This is a genomic window from Halomonas sp. LBP4, from assembly GCF_003202205.1.
GTDB classification, from domain to species: domain Bacteria; phylum Pseudomonadota; class Gammaproteobacteria; order Pseudomonadales; family Halomonadaceae; genus Halomonas; species Halomonas flagellata.
In genome coordinates this window covers 921,421-942,756 of sequence record NZ_PDOG01000001.1, presented here as the reverse complement: position 1 = coordinate 942,756, position 21,336 = coordinate 921,421, and the positions used below count along the sequence as shown (strand labels likewise).

17 protein-coding genes are annotated in these 21,336 nt (G+C 67.9%); 12 read left to right on the top strand and 5 right to left on the bottom strand.

Translation table 11 applies throughout. The features are described 5' to 3' along the window. Window positions 1-7: 7 nt before the first annotated feature. A complete protein-coding gene (locus CR157_RS04385) occupies window positions 8-718 on the bottom strand; it encodes a hypothetical protein (protein ID WP_110282289.1) in 711 nt (236 codons plus the stop codon). Window positions 719-905: 187 nt separating this feature from the next. Here CR157_RS04385 and CR157_RS04380 point away from each other — a divergent pair, with 187 nt between their 5' ends. Then, window positions 906-1,463: a DJ-1/PfpI family protein gene (locus CR157_RS04380; RefSeq protein ID WP_110282288.1), complete on the top strand. Its 558-nt coding sequence runs from the start codon at window positions 906-908 to the stop codon at window positions 1,461-1,463. A gap of 58 nt (window positions 1,464-1,521) precedes the next feature. Here the strand turns inward: CR157_RS04380 and CR157_RS04375 are convergent, their stop codons facing one another. From CR157_RS04375 to ehuR, 4 genes are all read right to left on the bottom strand, one after another. Then, window positions 1,522-2,868, bottom strand: coding sequence for a nicotinate phosphoribosyltransferase (locus tag CR157_RS04375; RefSeq protein WP_110282287.1), 1,347 nt, complete (start codon window positions 2,866-2,868; stop codon window positions 1,522-1,524). Beyond that, a complete protein-coding gene (locus CR157_RS04370; RefSeq protein WP_110282286.1) occupies window positions 2,865-3,431 on the bottom strand; it encodes a nicotinamidase in 567 nt (188 codons plus the stop codon). Before CR157_RS04370 ends, CR157_RS04375 begins: the two co-directional genes overlap by 4 nt. Window positions 3,432-3,521: 90 nt before the next feature. Continuing rightward, on the bottom strand, window positions 3,522-4,457 hold the full coding sequence (locus CR157_RS04365; protein WP_110282285.1) for a 2-hydroxyacid dehydrogenase: 936 nt from the start codon (window positions 4,455-4,457) through the stop codon (window positions 3,522-3,524). Window positions 4,458-4,487: 30 nt separating this feature from the next. Further along, entirely contained in the window at window positions 4,488-5,894 is a 1,407-nt protein-coding gene (gene ehuR, locus CR157_RS04360; RefSeq protein ID WP_110282284.1) for a MocR-like ectoine utilization transcription factor EhuR, read from the bottom strand. Window positions 5,895-6,106: 212 nt separating this feature from the next. Here ehuR and doeA point away from each other — a divergent pair, with 212 nt between their 5' ends. The 11 genes from doeA to CR157_RS04305 all read left to right on the top strand — a co-directional run bounded on the left by doeA (window position 6,107) and on the right by CR157_RS04305 (window position 21,273). After that, window positions 6,107-7,306 (top strand): ectoine hydrolase DoeA, encoded by a 1,200-nt coding sequence (gene doeA, locus CR157_RS04355; protein ID WP_110282283.1) that lies wholly within the window; start codon window positions 6,107-6,109, stop codon window positions 7,304-7,306. Window positions 7,307-7,614: 308 nt separating this feature from the next. Next, window positions 7,615-8,643: a N(2)-acetyl-L-2,4-diaminobutanoate deacetylase DoeB gene (gene doeB / locus CR157_RS04350; protein ID WP_110282282.1), complete on the top strand. Its 1,029-nt coding sequence runs from the start codon at window positions 7,615-7,617 to the stop codon at window positions 8,641-8,643. A gap of 32 nt (window positions 8,644-8,675) precedes the next feature. Then, on the top strand, window positions 8,676-9,149 hold the full coding sequence (locus CR157_RS04345) for an Lrp/AsnC family transcriptional regulator (RefSeq protein WP_110282281.1): 474 nt from the start codon (window positions 8,676-8,678) through the stop codon (window positions 9,147-9,149). A 215-nt stretch (window positions 9,150-9,364) separates the two neighbouring features. Continuing rightward, complete coding sequence (locus CR157_RS04340; protein ID WP_110282280.1) at window positions 9,365-10,234, top strand: carbon-nitrogen hydrolase family protein; 870 nt, start codon at window positions 9,365-9,367, stop codon at window positions 10,232-10,234. Between the two features lie 40 nt (window positions 10,235-10,274). Further along, window positions 10,275-11,864 carry a biotin carboxylase gene (locus CR157_RS04335; protein WP_258364061.1) on the top strand — a complete coding sequence of 530 codons (1,590 nt, stop codon included), beginning with the start codon at window positions 10,275-10,277 and terminating at the stop codon, window positions 11,862-11,864. 46 nt (window positions 11,865-11,910) lie between these two features. Further along, window positions 11,911-12,909 carry a C45 family autoproteolytic acyltransferase/hydolase gene (locus CR157_RS04330; RefSeq protein ID WP_110282279.1) on the top strand — a complete coding sequence of 333 codons (999 nt, stop codon included), beginning with the start codon at window positions 11,911-11,913 and terminating at the stop codon, window positions 12,907-12,909. A gap of 69 nt (window positions 12,910-12,978) precedes the next feature. Continuing rightward, window positions 12,979-15,867 carry an aminotransferase class I/II-fold pyridoxal phosphate-dependent enzyme gene (locus CR157_RS04325; protein WP_258364060.1) on the top strand — a complete coding sequence of 963 codons (2,889 nt, stop codon included), beginning with the start codon at window positions 12,979-12,981 and terminating at the stop codon, window positions 15,865-15,867. A gap of 108 nt (window positions 15,868-15,975) precedes the next feature. Beyond that, the gene (locus CR157_RS04320) at window positions 15,976-17,469 is read left to right on the top strand and encodes an NAD-dependent succinate-semialdehyde dehydrogenase (protein WP_110282278.1); all 1,494 of its coding nucleotides are present in this window, start codon (window positions 15,976-15,978) and stop codon (window positions 17,467-17,469) included. Between the two features lie 272 nt (window positions 17,470-17,741). Continuing rightward, window positions 17,742-19,154, top strand: a complete 1,413-nt coding sequence (locus CR157_RS04315) for an aminotransferase (RefSeq protein ID WP_110282277.1) — start codon at window positions 17,742-17,744, stop codon at window positions 19,152-19,154. An 89-nt stretch (window positions 19,155-19,243) separates the two neighbouring features. Continuing rightward, a complete protein-coding gene (gene eutB, locus CR157_RS04310) occupies window positions 19,244-20,242 on the top strand; it encodes a hydroxyectoine utilization dehydratase EutB (protein ID WP_110282276.1) in 999 nt (332 codons plus the stop codon). Between the two features lie 83 nt (window positions 20,243-20,325). Then, window positions 20,326-21,273, top strand: coding sequence for a cyclodeaminase (locus CR157_RS04305; protein WP_110282275.1), 948 nt, complete (start codon window positions 20,326-20,328; stop codon window positions 21,271-21,273). Window positions 21,274-21,336 lie beyond the last annotated feature (63 nt).

Below are 21,336 nucleotides of genomic sequence, written 5' to 3'. Positions count from 1 at the left end.
ATGAATGTCAGTCGGCCCGGGCCAGCTCGGTCAGCGACAGACGGCTCTGGCGCTTGCCGTCGCGGTGGTATTCCACCGCCAGCAGCAGTCCGGGGTACTCGGGGTGGAAACTGAACAGCAGCCGGCGCTGGGGCTTCTCGGGGTCGCTGGCCTCGACCCTGACGGCTTCGAACTCCCCGGCGGGCAGGGCGAGCGTCTCGCGGTCGAGCACCCGGTAGTCGAGCCGCTCCCCGCGGCCGCGGTGATCCTGGTAGTCGAGCCGACAGGCGGCGTCCTGGCAGTCGCCGGTGAGGGCGCGGCGCGACAGCTCGAACAGGGCGGTCTGGCGGTCCGGTCGCTCGGCCAGTTCGTCGCTGCCGAGCCGGTAGTCGCCACCGATGCCCAACAGCGAGTAGCCGCTGGCATAGTTCACCGAGCGCACCCCGTCCGGCGTGATGATGAAGCGGCTGCGTTCGCTGCCCCGGGCCACGGCGATGGCGGCACGCATGCGGCTCTGCCAGTGGCCACCTTCGCGGGTCAAGCGATGCTCGATGGTGGCGCTGGGCCAGCCACGCACCTCCAGCCGGTAGCTGGCGGTGAAGGGCCGGGGTTCCGCGCCGTGCTCGAGCGCCGCTGCCTGCTTGCCAGGAGCCGCCGCGTGTGCTCCGGAGGGGACCGCCGGCGTCAGGGTCAGCAGCAGGAGCAGCAAGGGGGACAGAAGACTCGAAGGGTGGGGCATGGCGGGTCTCCCCGTGGCAGTGGCACGGCAGTGGGTTGAGGCAACAGGGCTGTGAACCGCGGAGCACGGTTCCGGTTCCCCGCTGCACCCTTGTTGCACGCTCGGGCGGGGTGGTCGACGGGCTGCTACGCTTCTGCCTGCAGGTCGCGACAGTTCCGTCACGACCCTTCACACGGAGGACCTTCCCATGGCCAGACTCTTGCTGATTGCCGGTGACTTCGTCGAGGACTACGAGATCATGGTGCCCTTCCAGGCGTTGCAGGCCATGGGGCACGAGGTCGATGCCGTCTGCCCGGAGAAGCGCGAGGGGGACCGGATACGTACGGCCATCCACGACTTCGAGGGCGACCAGACCTACACCGAGAAGCCGGGGCACGACTTCACCCTGAACGCCACCTTCGCCGAGGTCGAGGTGGCCGACTACGATGGCCTGGTGGTCCCCGGTGGGCGTGCCCCGGAGTACCTGCGCCTCGACGAGCGGGTACTGGAGATGGTTCGTCACTTCTTCGAGCATGAAAAGCCGGTCGCCGCGATCTGCCACGGTGCCCAGCTGCTGGCGGCGGCGGTGTCGCTGGAGGGGCGCCGGGTCTCGGCCTACCCGGCCTGCGCGCCGGAAGTCCGCCTGGCCGGCGGCGACTATGCCGAGATCGAGGTCGACCAGGCCGTGTCGAGCGGCAAGCTGGTCACGGCGCCCGCCTGGCCGGCGCATCCGGCCTGGCTCAGCCAGTTCGACGCGCTGCTGTAGGCTGGGGCATCGTCGTGGTCGGGACGACCGAGTCCCCCACCTCGATGGTCGGAAGGGATCAGGTCGACGACTGGAGGCGCTTCAGCCCCGGGCTGAGTTCGACCGGGTAGCCACTCTTGCCGGATGCCAGGCTCCTCACTTCGCCGGGCAGGTGCTCGAGGGCGTCCCGCACCCGCTCCCGGGCCTGGTCCGCCCGGGCCAGTGCCGCCTCATCGATCCGGCCCCCCCGCACCAGCGGCGCCAGCAGCGGCTCGCCCTCCTCGATCGGTTCGTCACGCAGGGCGATGACGTCGCCCGCATAGTGTCCGTCGGCGTCCAGGCGACGATAGAGCTGCTTGCGCGCCGGCAGGTTGATCTTGCCGGGCGAGTGCTTGACCCGGGGAGTGCCGGCGAACTCCACCAGCTTGTAGGAGAGGTCGATCACCGGGGCGTCCGCCGAGACCCCCATCTCGGTGCCCACGCCGAAGGCGTCGATGGGGGCGTCGTCCTCGAGCAGGTCGTCGATCTTGTACTCGTCGAGCCCGCTGCTGGCGACGATCTTCACCTCGGGATGACCGGCCTCGTCGAGCAGGGCGCGGGCCCCCTTGGCCAGTTCGCCCAGGTCGCCGGAGTCGAGCCGGATGGCACTCACCCGCACCCCGGGATCGTCACGCATCAGCTCGATCACCTTGCGTACCCCTTCCAGGGTGTCGTGGGTGTCCACCAGCAGGGTAGTGCCGGGATAGTGGCGAGCGAAGGCGCGAAAGGCCGCGTGTTCGTCGTCGTGGGCGAGGATGTAGCTGTGGGCCATGGTGCCGTTGAGTGCCAGGTCGTGGCGCAGGCCGCCGAGCACATTGCTGGTGCCGGCCAGCCCGGCCGTGCGGTAGGCGCGCACGCCGCGTACGGCGGCGTCGACCCCGTGCATGCGGCGCAGGCCGAAGTCGACCACCGGGCGGTCGCGGGCCGCCATCACGATGCGCACCGCCTTGGAGGCCAGCACCGTCTCGAGCTGTACCAGGTTCATGATCAGGCTCTCGAGCAGTTGGGCCTCGGCGATGGGGGCGTCCACCTCCATGAAGGGTTCGTTCTGGAACACCGGGGTGCCCTCGGGCAGGGTCCAGATATCGCCGCTGAAGCGCCAGCCGGCGAGCCAGTCGAGGAAGGCATCGTCGAACTTCCCGGTGCCGGCCAGCCGCGTAAGCGCCGACGGCGTGAAGCGGATCCGGCTGGCCAGGGCGGCGGCATGCTGCTGGCCGCAGGCGAGCATGAAGCGCCGGGTCGGCGGCAGCTTGCGGAAGTAGAGGCTGAAGGTGGCCTGCTCGTGCATCTGCTCCTTCCAGTAGGCCTGGAGCATGGTGAGCTGGTAGAGGTCGGTGAGCAGGGCCAGGTCGCTGTCGTCGACCTGGACGGGAATCGGCTCGCTCATGGATGGACCTCGATGCCGGCGGTTTCGAACTCGCGTCGACAGGCCTCGCCGGCCTGCGCATCCACCGCCGCGCTCAGGTTCCCCAGCAGCAGGGTGGCGAAGCCGGCCTGGCGGGCCGCCAGGGCCGTCGCCCTGACGCAGACGTCCAGGGCCAGGCCGCAGACGACCACCCGTTCGACGCCCTTCTCCTTCAGGTAGTCGGCGAGTCCGGTGCCGTCGAAGGCGGAGTAGGCGTCGCGGTCGAAGGCCGTGGCCTTGCTGACCCGGATGGTGCCCTCGGGGAGGGCGAGGTCGGGGTGGAAGGCCGCGCCCTCGGTGTCCTGGACGCAGTGTATCGGCCAGGGGCCGCCGCGGTGCGCGAAGCTGACGTGGTCGACGGGGTGCCAGTCACGGGAGGCGACCACCAGGGCACCGCCACGCCGGGCCGCGTCGATCTCGGCGTTGATGCCCGGCACCAGGGCGGCACCACCGCTCACGGCCAGGGCGCCGCCCTCGCAGAAGTCGTTCTGCATGTCCACGACCAGCAGGGCGTCATGGGGGCCATAGTCCACTTGCCTAGTCATCGTGCACCTCCAGGGAGGTCGATGGGTATCACTTCCAGCCTATCGCCTGTGTCGCCTTTCTTGTAGGGATGAGGTCAAGGTTCCGGAGGTTCAATAGCCGGCGTCGGGATCCACGGTGTCGAGTGACTCACCGGCCTCGAAGGCGCGCAGCGCCTCGGCCACCTGGTCCAGTGCCGCCGAGAGCGGTGTCGGCCCGGCCATGTGGGGCGTGACCCAGACCCGGGGATGCGACCAGAGGGGGCTGTCGGCCGGCAGGGGCTCCTCGGGGAAGGCGTCGAGGATGGCGCCGCGCAGCCGGCCCTCCTGCTCGCCTTCCCCCAGGGCCGCGAGCAGGGCTCGCTCGTCGATCAGGGTGCCGCGGCCGGGATTGATCAGGCTGGCCCCCTCGGGCAGCGCGGCCAGGGCCTCGGCGTCGATGACATGACGGGTCTCCCGGGTGTCGGGCAGCAGCAGCACCAGGGTGTGGACCTGGCCGAGCAGCTCGACGAGACCGTCGTCGCCATGGTGGCAGGTGACGGCCTCGAGCGTCTTGGGCGAGCGGCTCCAGCCGTGCACCGGGAAACCGTCGGCGGCGATCATGCCGGCCACCTTGGCGCCGATGGCGCCGAGGCCCAGCACCCCCACCGGCCAGTCGCTCTTGTCGACCACGGCGTGTTCACGCCATTGGTGGCGCGCCTGCTGGCGGCGGTAGCGGTCGAAGTCGCGCTGGAAGTGCAGCACGCCATAGCGCACATAGTCGCCGATCAGATCACTCATGCCGGCGTCGCGCAGCTTGACGATCGGCACGCCCTCGGGCAGGCCGGGATTGTCCAGCAGGGCATCGACCCCGGCCCCCAGGTTGACGATGCCCTTGAGCCGGGTCTGTTCGCGCAGCAGCTCGGCTGGCGGCTTCCAGACCGCCAGGTAGTCCATGTCGCGGCGCTCCTCGGCGGGGGCGTCACTGGTGACGATCTCGGCATCCGGCAGGCGCTGGGCCAGCGCATCGCGCCAGGTCTCGGCGTCGTCGATATGGAGCAATACGCGCATGCCGGCTCCCTCTGCTGAGTCGCGGTGGGTTCAGTACACGATCTGCATCATGGGCGGTGGCGCCTCGTCGAGCAAGCCGGCCAGGCGAGCCAGGCCCTCGTCGAGCCGGGCGATGTCGGGTTCGGCGCCGAGACTGACGCGGATGCGCCGCGGCGGCGGGGTCTGCTCCACCATGAAGGGCACCGCCGTGGTGATGGCCAGCCCCTCCTGCTCGGCATGCTGCTGGAGCTCCTCGGCGCGCCAGGCGCCGGGCAGGGTGATCCACAGGTGCAGGCTGCTCGGGCGCGAGACGAAGGGGTGGCGGCCCAGCCGGCGGGCCGCGAGCCGCTGACGCTGGCCGAGCAGCTCGCGCTGCTCGGCCGCCAGGGCCTCGACGCTGCCGTCCGCCAGCCACAGGTGGGCGAGCTCGAAGACCAGCGGGGTGGCCATCCAGGTGGTGGCGCGCATCCGCGGCAGGGTGTGGTGCAACTGGCCGCGGGGCACCGTCAGGTAGCCCGCCCGCAGTCCGGGCACCGTGACCTTGGTCAGGCTGGTGACGTGGAAGCCGAGCTGGGGAAGCCGGGCGGTCAGCGGCGTCAGCCCCGGTGCTTCCAGCAGGGCATGGACATCGTCCTCGATCAGCCACACCCCGTGTCGCTCGAGTACCTCGGCCACCGCATCGCGGCGCGCCTCGCTCATGGTCGCGCCCGTGGGGTTGAGCTGGGTGGGGGTCAGGCAGACGGCGCGGGGCTTGAAGCGGCGACAGGCCACGTCGAGAGCTTCGGGGATCACCCCTTCGTCGTCGATGGACACACCGCGCAGCTGGAAGCCGAGGGTGCGCGACAGGGCGATCAGGCCGTGATCGGTGAGCGCCTCGGTAAGCACCAGGTCGCCGTGCTGGACCACCGTGGAGATCGCCAGCATCAGGCCGTGAGCGGCACCGTTGCAGAGGATCAGGTCGTCGACATCCCCGGGCACCCGGAGGCGAGTGGCGAGCCAGGTGCTGGCGCGTTCGCGCTGGTGCAGGAGCCCGGCGATCGGCCGGTTGGCCGTGATCACCTCGGGACTGGCGTGTTCGGCCAGCTCGGCCAGCGCCTGGCGAAAGCGCAGGTGGTGGCCCGGGGGGCAGACCGGGTGGGCGATGGAGAGGTCGATCAAGAGGGGCTCGTGGCGCGGTTCGTGGCCGCGCAGGTAGGCCGACTCCCGGGCATCGTCCAGGGCGTTGATCCAGGTGCCGCTGCCGACACGGGCCTGGACCAGCCCCATCTTCTCGGCCTGGGCGTAGGCCCGTGACACCGTCTGTACGCTGACGCCGAGTGTCTCGGCCAGCTGGCGATGGGGCGGCAGTCGGGTGCCCGGCGTGAGTTCGCCCTGGCGGATCGCTTCCGATAGCGCCCGGGCGATGGCCAGGTACTTGGGGCCTGCCTCGGTCAGGTAGGGGGTCAGATCAATTGTCATGATGCAATAAAGCCTTTGACCGCCAGCCAATGGGGGGTGCTAGTATCCGCCTAGCGGCATTGACTGGCAATTGTCATGGTCCACATCATAAAGCATCATGACAATTGTCGCGACGAGGGATCACTCCTTGCCAGTGACCGTTACCCCTGCGGCCCGGCCCTCTCCCAGGTGGAAGATGGCCGGTTCTTGGTGATGCGATGGCGAGTGGCCACATGATTCAGGTTTCCCTGCCCTTCACTCGTGAGGAATACGCCAGCCGGCTGTGGAAGGTGCGCGCCGAGATGGCCAGTCGGGGCATCGACGTGCTGATCGTCAGCGACCCGTCCAACATGGCCTGGCTCACCGGCTACGACGGCTGGTCGTTCTACGTCCACCAGTGCGTGCTGGTCGGCCTGGAGGGTGAGCCGGTGTGGTACGGCCGGCGCATGGACGCCAACGGGGCACTGCGGACCTGCTGGATCGATCCGGACAACATCACCTACTACCCGGATTACTATGTGCAGAATCCGGACATGCACCCCATGGACTACCTCGCCCAGACCATCCTGCCCGACCGTGGCTGGCACCAGGGGGTGGTGGGCATGGAGATGGACAACTACTACTTCTCGGCCAAGGCCTACCAGAGCCTGCTGCGCGAGCTGCCCCATGCGCGCTTCCTGGATGCCAATGGGCTGGTCAACTGGTGCCGCGCCATCAAGTCGCCCCAGGAGATCGAGTACATGCGCGTCGCCGCGAAGATCGTCGAGGGCATGCACTCGCGCATCCTCGAGGTGATCGAGCCGGGGCTGCCCAAGAGCAAGCTGGTCTCGGAGATCTACCGGGTCGGCATCGAGGGCTGGACGGATCCGGCGGGCCGGGTCTACGGCGGCGACTACCCGGCCATCGTGCCCATGCTGCCCACCGGCAAGGACGCCGCCGCGCCCCACCTCACCTGGGACGACACCCCCTTCCGCGAGGGGGAGGGCACCTTCTTCGAGATCGCCGGGGTCTACAAGCGCTACCATGCCCCCATGTCGCGCACGGTGTTCCTCGGCCGGCCGCCCCAGGAGTTCGTGCGCGCCGAGTCGGCGCTGCTGGAGGGCATCGAGAACGGCCTGGAGGTGGCCAGGCCCGGCAATCGCACCGCCGACATCGCCATGGCGCTGGGCGCGGCCATGGACAAGTACGGCTTCGACCGCGGCGGCGCCCGCTGCGGCTACTCCATCGGCATCAGCTATCCGCCGGACTGGGGCGAGCGCACCATGAGCCTGCGTCCCTCCGACGAGACCATCCTGAAGCCGGGGATGACCTTCCACTTCATGCCCGGGCTGTGGGAGGAGGAGTGGGGGCTCGAGATCACCGAGAGTATCCTGATCACCGAGACCGGCGCCGAGACCCTGGCCGACTTCCCGCGCCAGCTGTTCGTGCGCTGAGCCCGAAACGCAGCCAACGGAGGGGCGCCGGGGGCAAACCGAAGAGGAGGTCTTTTGCCAGGGGCGAGGCGGAAATTAGAAGAACATCCAGTGAATGTTCTTCCCGCCGAGCGGGTTGGCCACGGATGGCCAACCCCGGCCCTGCAAGCGGAGCAGGATGCGAGAGCGCCGCAGGGCAAAAGTAGCGTACAGGGAAGTATTCACAGCGCCTCCTCGCAGGTTTGCCGCCGGGTAAGCCCCGTGTCGTGTCTGCATTGGCCCCGAGAATTGGATCGCGGCAATCTGTGCAAGAATATGGAGACCACTCAATGACCAAGCGACCCACCCCCCTGCGCTCAAGCCCGATCAGCGCCACCGTCGACTTCGACGCCGACGGCGTGCAGCACGGCTTCCTCAAGCTGCCCATCTCCACCGACGAGTCGGCCTGGGGGGCGGTGATGATCCCGCTCACCGTGGTGAAGAGCGGCCAGGGCCCCACGGCCCTGCTCACCGGCGGTAACCACGGCGACGAATACGAGGGCATCACCGCCCTGATGAAACTCGCCTCGACCCTGCGCGCCGAGGACGTCACCGGCCGGGTGATCATCGTGCCCTGCATGAACCAGCCGGCGGTGATGGCCGGCAAGCGCACCTCCGGGCTCGACGGCGGCAACCTCAATCGCAGCTTCCCAGGCGACCCGGACGGCACGGTCACCGAGAAGATCGCCGACTACTTCACCCGGGTGATGGTGCCGATGAGCGACGTGGTGCTCGACCTGCACTCCGGTGGGCGCACCCTGGACATCATCCCCTTCGCCGCCTCCCACGTGCTGGAGGACGCCGAGCAGCAGCGCCAGGCCCTCGAGGGCGCCAAGGCCTTCGGGGCCCCCTATGCGGTGATGATGTTCGAGCTCGACGCCGCGGCGCTGTTCGACACCGCGGTGGAAAGCCAGGGCAAGGTGTTCGTCGCCACCGAACTCGGCGGCGGCGGCACCTCGACGCCGCAGAGCCTGGCCATCACCGAGCGCGGCGTGCGCAACTTCCTGATCCACTTCGGCCTGATGGCCGGCGAGGTGGAGATGCCCGACGCGCCCCAGGTCTATCTCGACATGCCCGATGCCAGCTGTTATGTGCAGAGCGAGCACAGTGGGCTGCTCGAGCTGACGCTGGCGCTGGGCGAGGCGGTGGAGGCGGGGCAGGTGATCGCCCGCGTCTTTGATCTGACCCGCAGCGGCACGCCGCCGGTGGAGTACCGCGCCAGCCGCAGTGGGGTGCTGGCGGCACGCCGCTTCCCGGCGCAGGTCAATATGGGCGACACCATCGCCGTGATCGCCGAAGTCGTCGATTCGCTGGGCTGAACAGGCCCGCCACATTCAGAAGCAGGAAACGCATGAAGCTCGATCGCTATGACCTGAAGATTCTCGAGATCCTGTCGCGGGACGGGCGCATCACCAAGTCGAAGCTGGCCGAGGCGATCAACCTCTCGGTCAGCCCCTGCTGGGAGCGGGTACGGCGGCTGGAGAAGGCCGGCATCATCGAGGGCTACAGCGCCCGGATCAATCCCGAGGCGCTGGTCAAGCGCACCCCGGTGTGGGTGCAGATCGAGCTGAAACAGCACAACGCCGAGAGCTTCGCCCGCTTCGAGGCGCTGGTGCACGCCACCCCCGAGGTCACCGAGTGCGTGGCGGTCGGCGGGGGCGTCGACTACCTGATCAAGGTGGAAGCCGACTCCATCGATGCCTACCAGCGACTGATCGACCGTTGGCTCACCGGTGACGCCGGCATCGAACGCTACTTCACCTACATCGTCACCAAGACGGTGAAGCGACCCGCTCCCGGTTTCGAGCCCCGCGACTTCGCCTGACACCGGCGATCCCGCGGGCCGCGTCGTGGCGGCGGCGCGAGCGAAAGTTCAGCGTTGATATCACGGAGGCCGATTCTGGCTTAAGCTTGACCGTGGAGGGTGAGCCAGTGCTCACCCATGCCGGGCGATCCCACCGGCACGCTTTCCGACGGTGCCGGTCCGAGTTCGATGGCGCCCTGGAAGTTTTCGAGATCGCCTGACGCAGAGAAACCACGATGTCCTACTTCACCATTGCCGGCGTGCAGATGTATGCCCTGCACCACGGCGACAATACCGAGGCCATGCGCCATCGGGTCGACGTGCTGATGAGTCGCTTCCCCCAGGTGCAGATGGTCGTCTTCAGCGAGCTGATGCCCATGGGCGCCTCGCCGCACCATGCCGAACCGATGCCCAGCAACGCCGAGGCGCTGTTCTGCCAGCTCGCCGAGCAGCACCGCATCTGGCTGATTCCCGGCTCGATGTTCGAGCGGGTGGATGACCGGATCTACAACACTCTCTCGGTGATCAACCCCCACGGCCAGGTGGTGGCCCGCTACCGCAAGATGTTCCCCTTCCGGCCCTACGAGGCCGGGGTGGAGAGCGGCAGCGAGTTCGTCACCTTCGACGTACCCCATGTCGGCCGCTTCGGGGTGTCGATCTGCTATGACATGTGGTTCCCCGAGACCACCCGTACCCTCGCCGCCCTGGGCGCCGAGGTGATCCTGCACCCCACCATGACCGACACCATCGACCGCGACATCGAGCTGGCCATCGCCCGCACCAACGCCGCGGTCAACCAGTGCTACTTCTTCGACATCAATGGCGCCGGCGCCATCGGCAATGGCCGCTCCATCGTGGTCGGCCCCTCCGGCGACGTCATCCACCAGGCCGGTACCGGCGAGGAGGTCATGCCCATCGAGGTCGACCTCACCCGGGTGCGCCGCGAGCGCGAGACCGGCCTGCGTGGCCTCGGCCAGCCGCTCAAGAGCTTCCGCGACCGTCGCGTCGACTTCTCGGTGTACCGCAGCGAGACCGGCTCGACCCCCTTCCTCGACACCCTGGGCCCGCTGGCCAAGCCGGTGCGTGCCGACATCGAGGAGCACTGACCCACCGCCTGCGGGCGGCGCAGCCAACAAGGAGATCACCATGCTGGAACGCTTGTTACGGGCCCTGCGCCGCCTGATCGGTTCACCCGCGACCGGAGCCCACCACGAGGAACCCATCCGCGCCGAGTCCGTTTCCGCCACCGATGGAGCGACCACGATGAGCAAGATAACAAGCATTGCCGATGTCCGCCGCCACTTCCGCAACAATCAGGAGCCCATCTACTTCATCTCGGCCACCAACTTCAATCTGCTGGGGATCGGCGATTGGGTGAACACCTTCCGCCATATCAACTACATCGACTGCTTCGATGGCCAGCAGCGCAACGTCTTCGTGCCCAGGGAGAAGTTCCCCCGCGACTTCGAGAGCATCGAGGACATCAACAACTACCTGCTCGAGCACAAGGAGGTCATCGACTTCATCCAGTCGAGGGCCTCCGGCGACAACGCCGGTGTGGCCACCTTCCTGATGTTCGATGAGCACACCGAGGAGGTGTGCAAGCAACTGGGGCTCAGGGTCGCCTTCCCGCCGGCGGCCTTGCGAAGCCGCATGGACAACAAGATCGAGACGGTGCGCATCGGCAACAAGGCCGGCGTGCCCAGCGTGCCCAATGTGCTGGCCCGGGTGGGCAGCTACCAGGAGCTGCGCGAGGTGAGCCGCGAGCTGGGCAGCGACCTGGTGGTGCAGACCGCCTTCGGCGACTCCGGCCACACCACCTTCTTCATCGCCAGCGAGGAGGACTACTACAAGCATGCCGAGGAGATCGAAGCCGAGCCCGAGGTCAAGATCATGAAGCGCATCAACTGCCGCGGCTCGGCCATCGAGGCCTGTGCCACCCGCTGCGGCACCGTGGTCGGCCCGCTGATGACCGAGCTGGTGGGCTTCAAGTCGCTGACCCCCTACAAGGGCGGCTGGTGCGGCAACGAGATGTTCGCCGGCGCCTTCAGCCAGGAGGTGCGCGACAAGGCCCGGGAGTACACCTTCAAGTTCGGCGAGGCGCTGCGCGAGGAGGGCTACCGCGGCTACTTCGAGCTCGACTTCCTGATCGACATGGACTCGGGCGACGTCTATCTCGGCGAACTCAACCCGCGGGTCACCGGGGCCAGCTCGCTGACCAACGTGGCGGCCTTCGCCCATTCCGACATCCCGCTGTTCCTCTTCCACCTGCTGGAGTTCTCGGAGCTGGACTTCGATCTCGACATCGAGGAGATCAACGAGCGCTGGGCGCACCCCGACAGCATCGACAGCTGGAGCCAGCTGGTGATCAAGCACACCGACGAGAGCGTCGACCTGGTGACCTCGGCGCCGCGTTCGGGAGTCTGGCGCATGAACGACGACGGCAGCATCGGCTATGACCACTACAGCTATCACCCCCACGCCGCCGAGAACGACAAGGAGGCCTTCTTCTTGCGCATCAGCGGTACCGGCGACTTCCGCTACGAGGGGGCCGACCTGGGCATCCTGATCACCCGCGGGCGACTGATGGACGACGACTTCCAGCTCACCGAACGGGCTCGCGCCTGGATCGAGGGTATTCGCGGTCAATACGCCGGCCAGTCGCTGCAGGACCCGGTGGTGGAGGAGGTCGCCGTCAGTCATGCCGTCGGCGGCGGTAACTTCAAGATTCTCTGAGCGGGGTGCGGCCCCGCCGCCCGGGGGCGGCGGGGCGGAGAATGCCATGGACAAGACGCTGGTTTTTCGCACCGTGCACGAGGAGGCGCCGGGGGCCAAGTGGCAGTCGTTGTTCGACTACCACTGGCCGGCCTACGAGCAGTGGTACCTCAGCGAGGGGGAGCGCGAGCGGCCGGGGTATCTCGCCTGCTACAACGCCCTGCGCCGCCACATGCCGGAGCTGCTGGACACCTACAAGGCGCTCTGCGAACTGGCTGGTGGAGGCGATCTGGCCGCGCGACTGCTGAGCCTCTACCGGCCGCCCCCCTACATCACCGGCTGCTCCCAGGCGGTGCTTGCCCGGCCGGGAGCGACGGTGCTGGCGCGCAACTACGACTACCCGCCGGAGCTGTGCGAGGGCAGCATCTTCTACAGCCGCTGGAACGAGCGCCGGGTGATCGCCATGTCCGACTGCCTGTGGGGCGTGCTCGACGGCATGAACGACCGGGGGCTCGCGGTATCGCTCGCCTTCGGCGGCCGCAAGGTAGTTGGCGACGGCTTCGGGGCGCCGATCATCCTGCGCTACATCCTGGAGTTCTGTGACAGCGTGCCCCAGGCCGCCGAGGTGCTGGCCCGGGTGCCGACCCACATGGCCTACAACATCACCGTGGCCGACAGCGCCGGGCGCTACGTCACGGCGATGATCGCCCCGGATCGCCGTGCCAGCATCCGGCGCGTGGCGGTGGCCACCAATCATCAGAAGAAGATCGAGTGGTATGCCCATGCCCTGGCCTCGGAGACCCTGATCCGCGAGCGCCAGCTGTCGATCCTGGTGGACGACGCGGCGACCACCGAGGAGCGGCTGGTCTCGGCCTTCTTCTCGCCGCCGCTGTTCCGCCATGACTACCAGCGCGGCCTGGGCACCGTCTACACCGCGGTCTATCGCCCCCGTACCGGTCGCGCCCAGTACCACTGGCCCGGCAAGTGGCTGGACCTTTCCTTCGACGACTTTCACGAGGAGCGCCTGGCGATCCGTTACGGTTCGCGCCACCTGATCACCGGCTGAGGGCGGAGACGTCCTGGCAGGGCGTCGACCCCGGCACCATCGATATCAACACGAGAGGCAGGTGTCGTCATGCAAGAGAAAAGCTATTCGGAAACTCCCTACACGGCGCTGGGCTTCTACCACAAGATCTCCCAGCTGCGCGCCGACACCTGGAATGCCCTGAAGCGCGACCTCGGCATCCTGGTGAAACTGAGCGACGAAGGCCGGGCGAAGAACCTGATCAAGGCCATCGACGTCAAGCTGACGCGGCTGGAGATCGTCGAGGACTACCACGCCTTCCCCTCCAAGGAGGACTTCCGCCATCTCTGGGCGTTGTTCGACCGCGAGGAGTACGTGCTGCTGGAGAAGGTGGTCAAGCGCCTGGTGCGGGCCCTGATCAGCGAGTCCTACCGCCGTCGCCACGTCGACCTCAGCGAGACCGACGCCGATGCCGAGGACCTGGAGACCCTCGATGCCCTGGCCCAGCTCCGGCGCGGCCACCCGGCCTCCAACAGCTCGGCCCAGCCCTACTTCGAGCTGCTGATCGTCGACAACCTCTCGGCCCAGGAGGAGGAGGTGGTCCGCGAGGCCTTCCGCAACATGCGCCGTCCCGAGGACAAGTTCGTCTACGACGTGGTCACGGTACGCAGCTTCGAGGACGCTCTGATCGCCGTGCTGGTCAACCCCAATATCCAGGCCTGCCTGATCCGCTACGAGTTTCCCTACAAGTCGAAGTACAACCTCAGCGCCCTGCGCAACTACCTCGAGGGCCTGTCGGAGAAGGCGCTGGAGACCCAGACCGAGGCCGAACGCAGCATCCTGCTGAGCAGCATGATTCACGAGCTGCGCCCCGAGATCGACCAGTTCCTGGTCACCAGCGGCGACGTCGAGGCCACGGCGAGTCGTGACATCCGCTACTTCAACCGCATCTTCTACCGCGAGACCGACTACATCGAGCAGCACCACACCATCCTGCGGGCCATCGACAGCCGCTATCGCACCCCCTTCTTCGATGCCCTGCGCGAGTACAGCAAGAAGCCCACCGGGGTCTTCCATGCCATGCCCATCTCGCGGGGCAAGTCGGTGACCCGCTCCCACTGGGCCGGGCAGATGATCGACTTCTACGGCATCAATATCTTCCTGGCCGAGACCTCGGCCACCTCCGGCGGGCTCGACTCCCTGCTGCAGCCCTACGGGCCGATCAAGAAGGCCCAGGAGTATGCCGCCCGGGCCTTCGGCGCGCGGCAGAGCTTCTTCGTCACCAACGGCACCTCGACGGCCAACAAGATCGTGGTGCAGGCGCTGGTCAAGCCCCGCGACATCGTGCTGGTCGACCGCGACTGCCACAAGTCGCACCACTACGGCATGGTGCTGGCCGGGGCCCACGTCAGCTATCTGGACTCCTACCCGCTCGACGACTTCTCGATGTACGGCGCCGTGCCGCTGCACGAGATCAAGAAGACCCTGCTGCGCTACAAGCGCTCCGGCCAGCTGCACAAGGTGAAGATGCTGCTGCTGACCAACTGCACCTTCGACGGTGTGGTCTACAACGTGCGCCGGGTGATGGAGGAGTGCCTGGCGATCAAGCCCGACCTGGTGTTCCTGTGGGATGAGGCCTGGTTCGCCTTCGCCACCTTCAACCCCACCTACCGGCCGCGCACCGCCATGCACACGGCGCGCAGCCTGCGCGACCGCTACCGCAGCGAGAGCTACCGCAAGGAGTATACGGCCTGGAAGGCCGAGTTCGACGCCCTCGACCTGGAGGATGACGCCACCTGGCTCGAGCGTCGCCTGCTGCCCGATCCCGACGAGGTGCGCATCCGCACCTATGCCACCCACTCCACCCACAAGACCCTGACCTCGCTGCGTCAGGGCTCGATGATCCACGTCTGGGACCAGGACTTCCGCCAGAAGGTCGAGGCGCCGTTCCACGAGGCCTACATGACCCATACGTCGACCTCACCCAACTACCAGATCGTGGCGTCGCTGGACGTGGGGCGGATGCAGGCGGAGATGGAGGGCTTCGAGCTGGTGCATGCCCAGGTCGAGACGGCGCTGTCGCTGCGCGAGCAACTCTATACCCAGCCGCTGCTGCAGAAGTACTTCCGGGTGCTCAAGAACAGCGACATGGTGCCCGAGGCCTACCGCGAGTCGGGGGTGGAGTCCTACTACGACCCGGTGACCGGCTGGAACCAGATGGAGGCGGCCTGGGCCCGGGACGAGTTCGTGGTCGACCCGACCCGGGTGACCATCGCCATCGGCGCGACCGGGGTCGACGGCGACACCTTCAAGAACGAGTACCTGATGAACAAGTACGGCATCCAGATCAACAAGACCTCGCGCAACACCGTGTTGTTCATGACCAACATCGGCACCTCCCGGGGGGCCATCGCCTACCTGCTCGACGTGCTGATGAAGCTGGCCAAGGAGTTCGACAGCCGCTGGGAGGACAGCAGCCGTCCCGAACGCCGGATCATCGAGAACCGGGTGCGTTCCCTGACCCAGGAACTGCCGCCGCTGCCCGACTTCAGCCGCTTCCACGACGCCTTCCGCCCCGATTCCGCCGGGGACACCCCGGAAGGGGACATCCGTCGGGCCTACTTCCTCAGCTATGACGAGGAGAACACCGAGTACCTGCGCTTCGACAACGGCGAGCTGCAGGCGCAGATGCGGGGCGGGCGTGACGCCGTCTCGGCGAGCTTCGTCATCCCCTATCCGCCGGGCTTCCCGGTGCTGGTGCCGGGGCAGGTGGTCAGCGAGGCGATCCTCGCCTTCCTGCAGGCACTCGATGTGACCGAGATCCACGGCTATCGCCCCGAGCTCGGCCTGCTGGTGTTCACCGAGGCGGCCCTGGCCGCCCCCGCGGAGGATAGACCCCGCTCCGCTGCCCTTGGCAGCGGCCCCGCAGAAAAAACCGCCACTTCCCGGTCGAGGACAAAAAAACCTGTCGACGCCGGCGGGGTTATCGGAAAGTCCTGAGCGACGACCTCCCTTACCATGACTTCATCGCGCGGCCTGCGGGCCGCCGGTCGTTTTCGTCATCACCGGCGTTCGATCTCGTCGCCGGTGTGCAAGGGGAGGTCCCGCATGAAACTGTCCAAGACCCTGTCCAACGCACTGGTCGATCCGCGTCTGTTCCGCCAGTATGCCTATGTCGACGGCAAGTGGACCCACGGTGACGGTGGCCGCGAGGCGGCCGTGTTCGATCCGGCCACCGGCGAGGCCATCGGGCACATCCCCTGGCTGGAGGCTCACCAGATCCGCGAGGCCGTGGACGCCGCCAATGCCGCCTTCGTGCACTGGCGGGCGCTGCGTGCCGACGAGCGCTGTGAGCGCCTGCTGGCCTGGTACGATTTGCTGCAGGCCCACCGCGAGGACCTGGCCACCATCATGACCCTGGAGCAGGGCAAGCCGCTGCCGGATGCCCGCGGCGAGGTGGAGTACGGTGCCAGCTTCGTGCGCTGGTTCGCCGAGGAGGGCAAGCGTACCTTCGGCGAGACCATCCCCAGCCATATCCCCAATGCCGCCCTCGGCACCCTCAAGGAGCCGGTGGGCATCGCCGCCCTGATCACGCCCTGGAACTTCCCGCTGGCGATGATCACCCGCAAGGCCGCCGCCGCCATGGCGGCCGGCTGCCCGGTGATCGTCAAGCCGGCCGGCGAGACGCCGTTCTCGGCCCTGGCGCTGGCCGAGCTGGCCGAACGCGCCGGTATCCCGGCCGGGGTGTTCAACGTGGTGCTGGGTGAGGCGGCCGAGGTGTCGAAGATCCTGTGTGCCGAGGAGCGCATCAAGGCACTCTCCTTCACCGGTTCCACCCGGGTCGGCCGGCTGCTGCTGGAGCAGTGTGCGGGCACCGTCAAGCGGGTGTCGCTGGAGCTGGGGGGCAATGCGCCCTTCATCGTCGGGCCGGACATGGATCCCCGGGAAGCCGCCTTTGCGGCGGTGGCGGCCAAGTTCCAGACCGCCGGTCAGGACTGCCTGGCGGCCAACCGGATCCTGGTCCACGAGTCGATCCACGACGCCTTCGTCGAGCACTTCGTCGAGCGCATGGCGGCCCTGACCGTGGGCAACGGCCTGGAGAGCGAGGTCGACCTGGGCCCGCTGATCCACCGCCAGGCGGTGGACAAGGCCGCGGCCATCGTCGACGACGCTCTCTCCCAGGGCGCCACCCTGGTGGCCGGCGACCAGGGCCAGGCCCCGGGCGAGAACTTCTTCATGCCGGTGCTGCTGACCGGTGTGACGCCGCAGATGATGGTGTGGCGCGAGGAGAACTTCGCGCCGGTGGCCGGGGTGACCGCCTACTCGGACGACGATCAGGTGATCGAGATGGCCAACGACACCGAGTATGGGCTGGCCGCCTATGTCTATACCCACGACATCCGCCGCATCTGGAAGCTGCTGCGGGCGCTGGAGTTCGGCATGGTCAGCGTCAACTCGGTGAAGATGACCGGCCCGCCCGTGCCCTTCGGCGGCGTCAAGCAGTCGGGGCTGGGGCGCGAGGGCGGCATCACCGGCATCGACGAGTATCTGGAAACCAAGTATTACTGCCTGGGCGGGCTTGGTTCTGTTTCCGGCAGCTAGCGTTATGGGCTGCCAGCGCAGCCTATCTCGCGATGCCCAAGGGCGAAACCCTGACGCTGCGCTGGCGGCTTACGCGTCGAGCCGGAACAAGGTCCCTCTTGCCGGCTCTCGATCGACATCCCTGTCGATCGCCGCGTGCCGCTACGCTCGCGCCAGCGCCCTTGGGTAGATATCGCTCGATGGACTGCCCCGGCATCTGCAGCAGAGAGCAGCACTAAAGAATTGAACACCTCCCCGGCGGAGCCGGGGAGCCTGACAGAAGAGAGAACGTGATGAGCCAGCAGCACAAGGAATTGATCGAGCGCGACCGCAAGGTGACCTTCCACGCTTCCACCCACCTGCGCGACTTCGCCCATGGCGATGCGCCGGGCCGCGTGATCACCGGCGGCCAGGGCATCACCATCGTCGACAAGGACGGCCGCGAGTTCATCGACGGCTTCGCCGGCCTCTACTGCGTCAACATCGGCTATGGCCGCACCGAGGTGGCCGAAGCCATCTACCGGCAGGCCCTGGAGCTTTCCTACTATCACACCTATGTGGGGCACTCCAACGAGCCGCAGATCGCGCTCTCCGAGAAGATTCTCGAGCTGGCAGGCCCCGGTATGTCCAAGGTCTACTACGGGATGTCCGGCAGCGATGCCAACGAGACCCAACTGAAGATCGTGCGCTACTACAACAACGTGCTCGGTCGTCCGCAGAAGAAGAAGGTCATCTCGCGCATGCGCGGCTACCACGGCTCCGGCATCGCCTCCGGCTCGCTGACCGGCCTCAAGGCGTTCCACGACCACTTCGACCTGCCCATCGAGACCATCCGTCATACCGAGGCGCCGTTCTACTACCAGCGGGCGGCGGAGCTCGAAGGCATGACCGAGCGCGAGTTCTCGAAGCACTGTGCGACGAAGCTCGAGGAGATGATCCTCACGGAGGGGCCCGACACCGTGGCCGCCTTCATCGGCGAGCCGGTGCTCGGCACCGGTGGCATCGTGCCGCCGCCGGAGGGCTACTGGGCGGAGATCCAGGCGGTGCTCGCCAAGTACGACGTGCTGCTGATCGCCGACGAGGTGGTGTGCGGCTTCGGGCGTATCGGCACCGACTTCGGCAGTCACTTCTACGGTATCAAGCCCGACCTGATCACCGTGGCCAAGGGGCTGACCAGCGCCTACCAGCCGCTCTCCGGGGTGATCGTCGGCGACCGCGTGTGGAAGGTGCTCGAGCAGGGCACCGGCGAGTTCGGCCCCATCGGCCACGGCTGGACCTACTCCGGTCACGCCCTGGGTTGTGCCGCCGGCCTGGCCAACCTGGCGATCATCGAGCGCGAGGGCCTGACCGCCAACGCCGCCGAGACCGGCGCCTACCTGCAGCAGGCCATGGCGAAGGCGTTCGGCGATAGCCCCATCGTCGGCCATGTGCGTGGCGTGGGCATGCTGGCCGCCCTGGAGTTCGCCGCCGACCCCGCCAGGCGTCAGGCCTTCGATCCGGCGCTCAAGGTCGGCCCGCGCATCGCCGCCGCGGCGCTGGAGGAAAACCTGATCGCCCGTGCCATGCCGCAGGGTGACATACTCGGCTTCGCGCCGCCGCTCACCACCAGCCGCGCCGAGGTCGACGAGATCGTCGCCCGCGCCAGTCGCGCCGTGGGCAGGGTGGCCGACGAGCTGCTCCGCTCGGGCGATATCAAGGCCGCCTGAACCGGCGTGGGGGCCTGTCGCCGCGGGGTGTCCCCCGCGGCGTTCTTGTATGGTGAAGAGTATCCGGATGGGGATCGGGAGACCTTTCAATGGCTGAGTCCAGACACGGCGTGACGCTGGCGGCGATCTACCAGGCCCGCCGGCGCATCGCCGGCGAGGTGGTGCGCACGCCGCTGGTCCGCTCGGCGGCGCTGTCGGCGCGCTTCGACGCCGAGGTGTTGCTCAAGCTGGAGACCTGCCAGCCGACCGGTGCCTTCAAGCTGCGTGGCGCCACCAATATGATCGCGGCGTTGATCGAACGGCATGGTCGGGAGTCGCTCTCGGCCGGGGTGACCACCGCTTCCACCGGCAACCACGGCCGGGCGGTGGCCCATGCCGCCGCGCGCCTCGGCGTGCCGGCGGTGATCTGCCTCTCGCGGCTGGTGCCGGAGAACAAGGTCCGGGCCATCGAGGCGCTGGGCGCCGAGGTGCGGCGTGTCGGCCAGAGCCAGGACGAGGCCTTCGGCGAGGTCGAGCGACTGGTGCGCGAGCAGGGCATGACGCTGATTCCGCCCTTCGACGATCCGCTGATTGCCGCGGGCCAGGGCACTATCGGCCTGGAGCTGATGGAGGATCGGCCCGAGCTGGACCGGGTCATCGTCGGGCTCTCCGGCGGCGGTCTGCTGGGTGGCATCGGTGCGGCGGTGAAGACGATCCGCCCGGCGACACGCATCACCGGGGTGAGCCTGTCGGCGGGAGCGGCCATGTGGGAGAGCCTCCGGGCCGGTCGTCCCATCGAGGTGGCGGAGGTCGAAAGCCTCGGTGATTCGCTGGGCGGCGGGATCGGGCTCGACAATCGTTGTACCTTCGCCCTGGTGCGCGAGGTGATGGACGACCACCTGCAGGTCTCGGAAGGCGCCATCGCCCAGGCCATGGTCGACATCCTCGAGCACGAGAAGCTGCTGGTGGAGGGTGCGGCGGCGGTGGGCTTCGCCGCCCTGGCCGAGCATGGCCTGGACGTGCACGGCCAGAAGGTGGCGCTGATCCTCTCCGGCAACGGCGTCTCGCTCGAGACCCTCGACCGGGCCCGCGCGCTGGCGGGACGATAAGCTACGGGCTACGGGCTACGGGCTACGGGCTACGGGCTACGGGCTACGGGCTTTGTTCTTCCCTCTTCCGTCTGGAGATTTTCATGCAACTCTATCACCACGATGCCATTGCCGCGGCCGTGCATATCGACCACGGCGCCCTGGCGGCCGTGGAGGCGGGGTTCGCCGCCCTGGGCCGCGGCGAGGTCGTCCAGCCGCCGATCCTCTCCATGGCCATCGAGGAGTCCAACGGCGAGGTCGACGTCAAGACCGCCCATATCCGCGGCGCCGAGCGCTTCGCCATCAAGGTCAGCCCGGGCTTCTTCGACAACCCGAAGCTGGGGTTGCCGAGCCTCAACGGCCTGATGATGGTGTTCTCGGCGAAGACCGGCCTGGTGGACGCCGTGCTCTTCGACGCGGGCTATCTCACCCTGGTGCGCACCGCGCTCGCCGGCGCCATCGCCGCCAGGCATCTTGCCCGGACGAACAGTCGCCGGGTGGCGGTGCTGGGGGCCGGCGAGCAGGCCGAGCGCCAGGTCGAGGCGCTGCGCCTGGTGCGCGACATCGACACCGTCGACGTCTGGGCCCGCCGTCGTGAGGCCGCCGAGGCCTATGCCGAGACGATGCGGGGCCGGGGGCTCGCGGTGAACATCCACGACAGCGTTCATGCGGCCTGCGAGCGGGCCGACATCATCGTCACCACCACGCCGTCGCGGGAGCCGCTCCTGTGGGCTCAGGACCTCCCCGAGGGTGTGCACGTCACCGCCATGGGCTCGGACAGTCCCGAGAAGCGCGAACTCGACGAGTCGGTGCTGACCCGCGCCGATGCCTTCGTCTGCGACACCCGTGCCCAGAGCGAGAGCAACGGCGAACTCAAGGCACTGGGGGGCAAGGAGGCCCCCTTCAAGGTGCACGAGCTGGGCCGTGTGATTGCCGAGGGCCAGCGGCTGCGCCTGTCGGACGCCACCATCACGGTGTGCGACCTGACCGGTACCGGGGTACAGGACACGGCGATTGCCGGCTTTGCCCTGTCGCGCCTGGTGGGCGACTAAGGAAGGTGCCAGGAACCTGAACGACGGCTCAGACTCATGCGGTGCTCGGAATCTGGCAGGTCA

Excerpts from the sequence above, each read along its gene's own strand:
- CR157_RS04385 (WP_110282289.1), bottom strand. The coding sequence starts at position 718 with ATGCCCCACCCTTCGAGTCTTCTGTCCCCCTTGCTGCTCCTGCTGCTG.
- CR157_RS04380 (WP_110282288.1), top strand. The coding sequence starts at position 906 with ATGGCCAGACTCTTGCTGATTGCCGGTGACTTCGTCGAGGACTACGAG.
- CR157_RS04375 (WP_110282287.1), bottom strand. The coding sequence starts at position 2,868 with ATGAGCGAGCCGATTCCCGTCCAGGTCGACGACAGCGACCTGGCCCTG.
- CR157_RS04370 (WP_110282286.1), bottom strand. The coding sequence starts at position 3,431 with ATGACTAGGCAAGTGGACTATGGCCCCCATGACGCCCTGCTGGTCGTG.
- CR157_RS04365 (WP_110282285.1), bottom strand. The coding sequence starts at position 4,457 with ATGCGCGTATTGCTCCATATCGACGACGCCGAGACCTGGCGCGATGCG.
- ehuR (WP_110282284.1), bottom strand. The coding sequence starts at position 5,894 with ATGACAATTGATCTGACCCCCTACCTGACCGAGGCAGGCCCCAAGTAC.
- doeA (WP_110282283.1), top strand. The coding sequence starts at position 6,107 with ATGATTCAGGTTTCCCTGCCCTTCACTCGTGAGGAATACGCCAGCCGG.
- doeB (WP_110282282.1), top strand. The coding sequence starts at position 7,615 with ATGACCAAGCGACCCACCCCCCTGCGCTCAAGCCCGATCAGCGCCACC.
- CR157_RS04345 (WP_110282281.1), top strand. The coding sequence starts at position 8,676 with ATGAAGCTCGATCGCTATGACCTGAAGATTCTCGAGATCCTGTCGCGG.
- CR157_RS04340 (WP_110282280.1), top strand. The coding sequence starts at position 9,365 with ATGTCCTACTTCACCATTGCCGGCGTGCAGATGTATGCCCTGCACCAC.
- CR157_RS04335 (WP_258364061.1), top strand. The coding sequence starts at position 10,275 with ATGCTGGAACGCTTGTTACGGGCCCTGCGCCGCCTGATCGGTTCACCC.
- CR157_RS04330 (WP_110282279.1), top strand. The coding sequence starts at position 11,911 with ATGGACAAGACGCTGGTTTTTCGCACCGTGCACGAGGAGGCGCCGGGG.
- CR157_RS04325 (WP_258364060.1), top strand. The coding sequence starts at position 12,979 with ATGCAAGAGAAAAGCTATTCGGAAACTCCCTACACGGCGCTGGGCTTC.
- CR157_RS04320 (WP_110282278.1), top strand. The coding sequence starts at position 15,976 with ATGAAACTGTCCAAGACCCTGTCCAACGCACTGGTCGATCCGCGTCTG.
- CR157_RS04315 (WP_110282277.1), top strand. The coding sequence starts at position 17,742 with ATGAGCCAGCAGCACAAGGAATTGATCGAGCGCGACCGCAAGGTGACC.
- eutB (WP_110282276.1), top strand. The coding sequence starts at position 19,244 with ATGGCTGAGTCCAGACACGGCGTGACGCTGGCGGCGATCTACCAGGCC.
- CR157_RS04305 (WP_110282275.1), top strand. The coding sequence starts at position 20,326 with ATGCAACTCTATCACCACGATGCCATTGCCGCGGCCGTGCATATCGAC.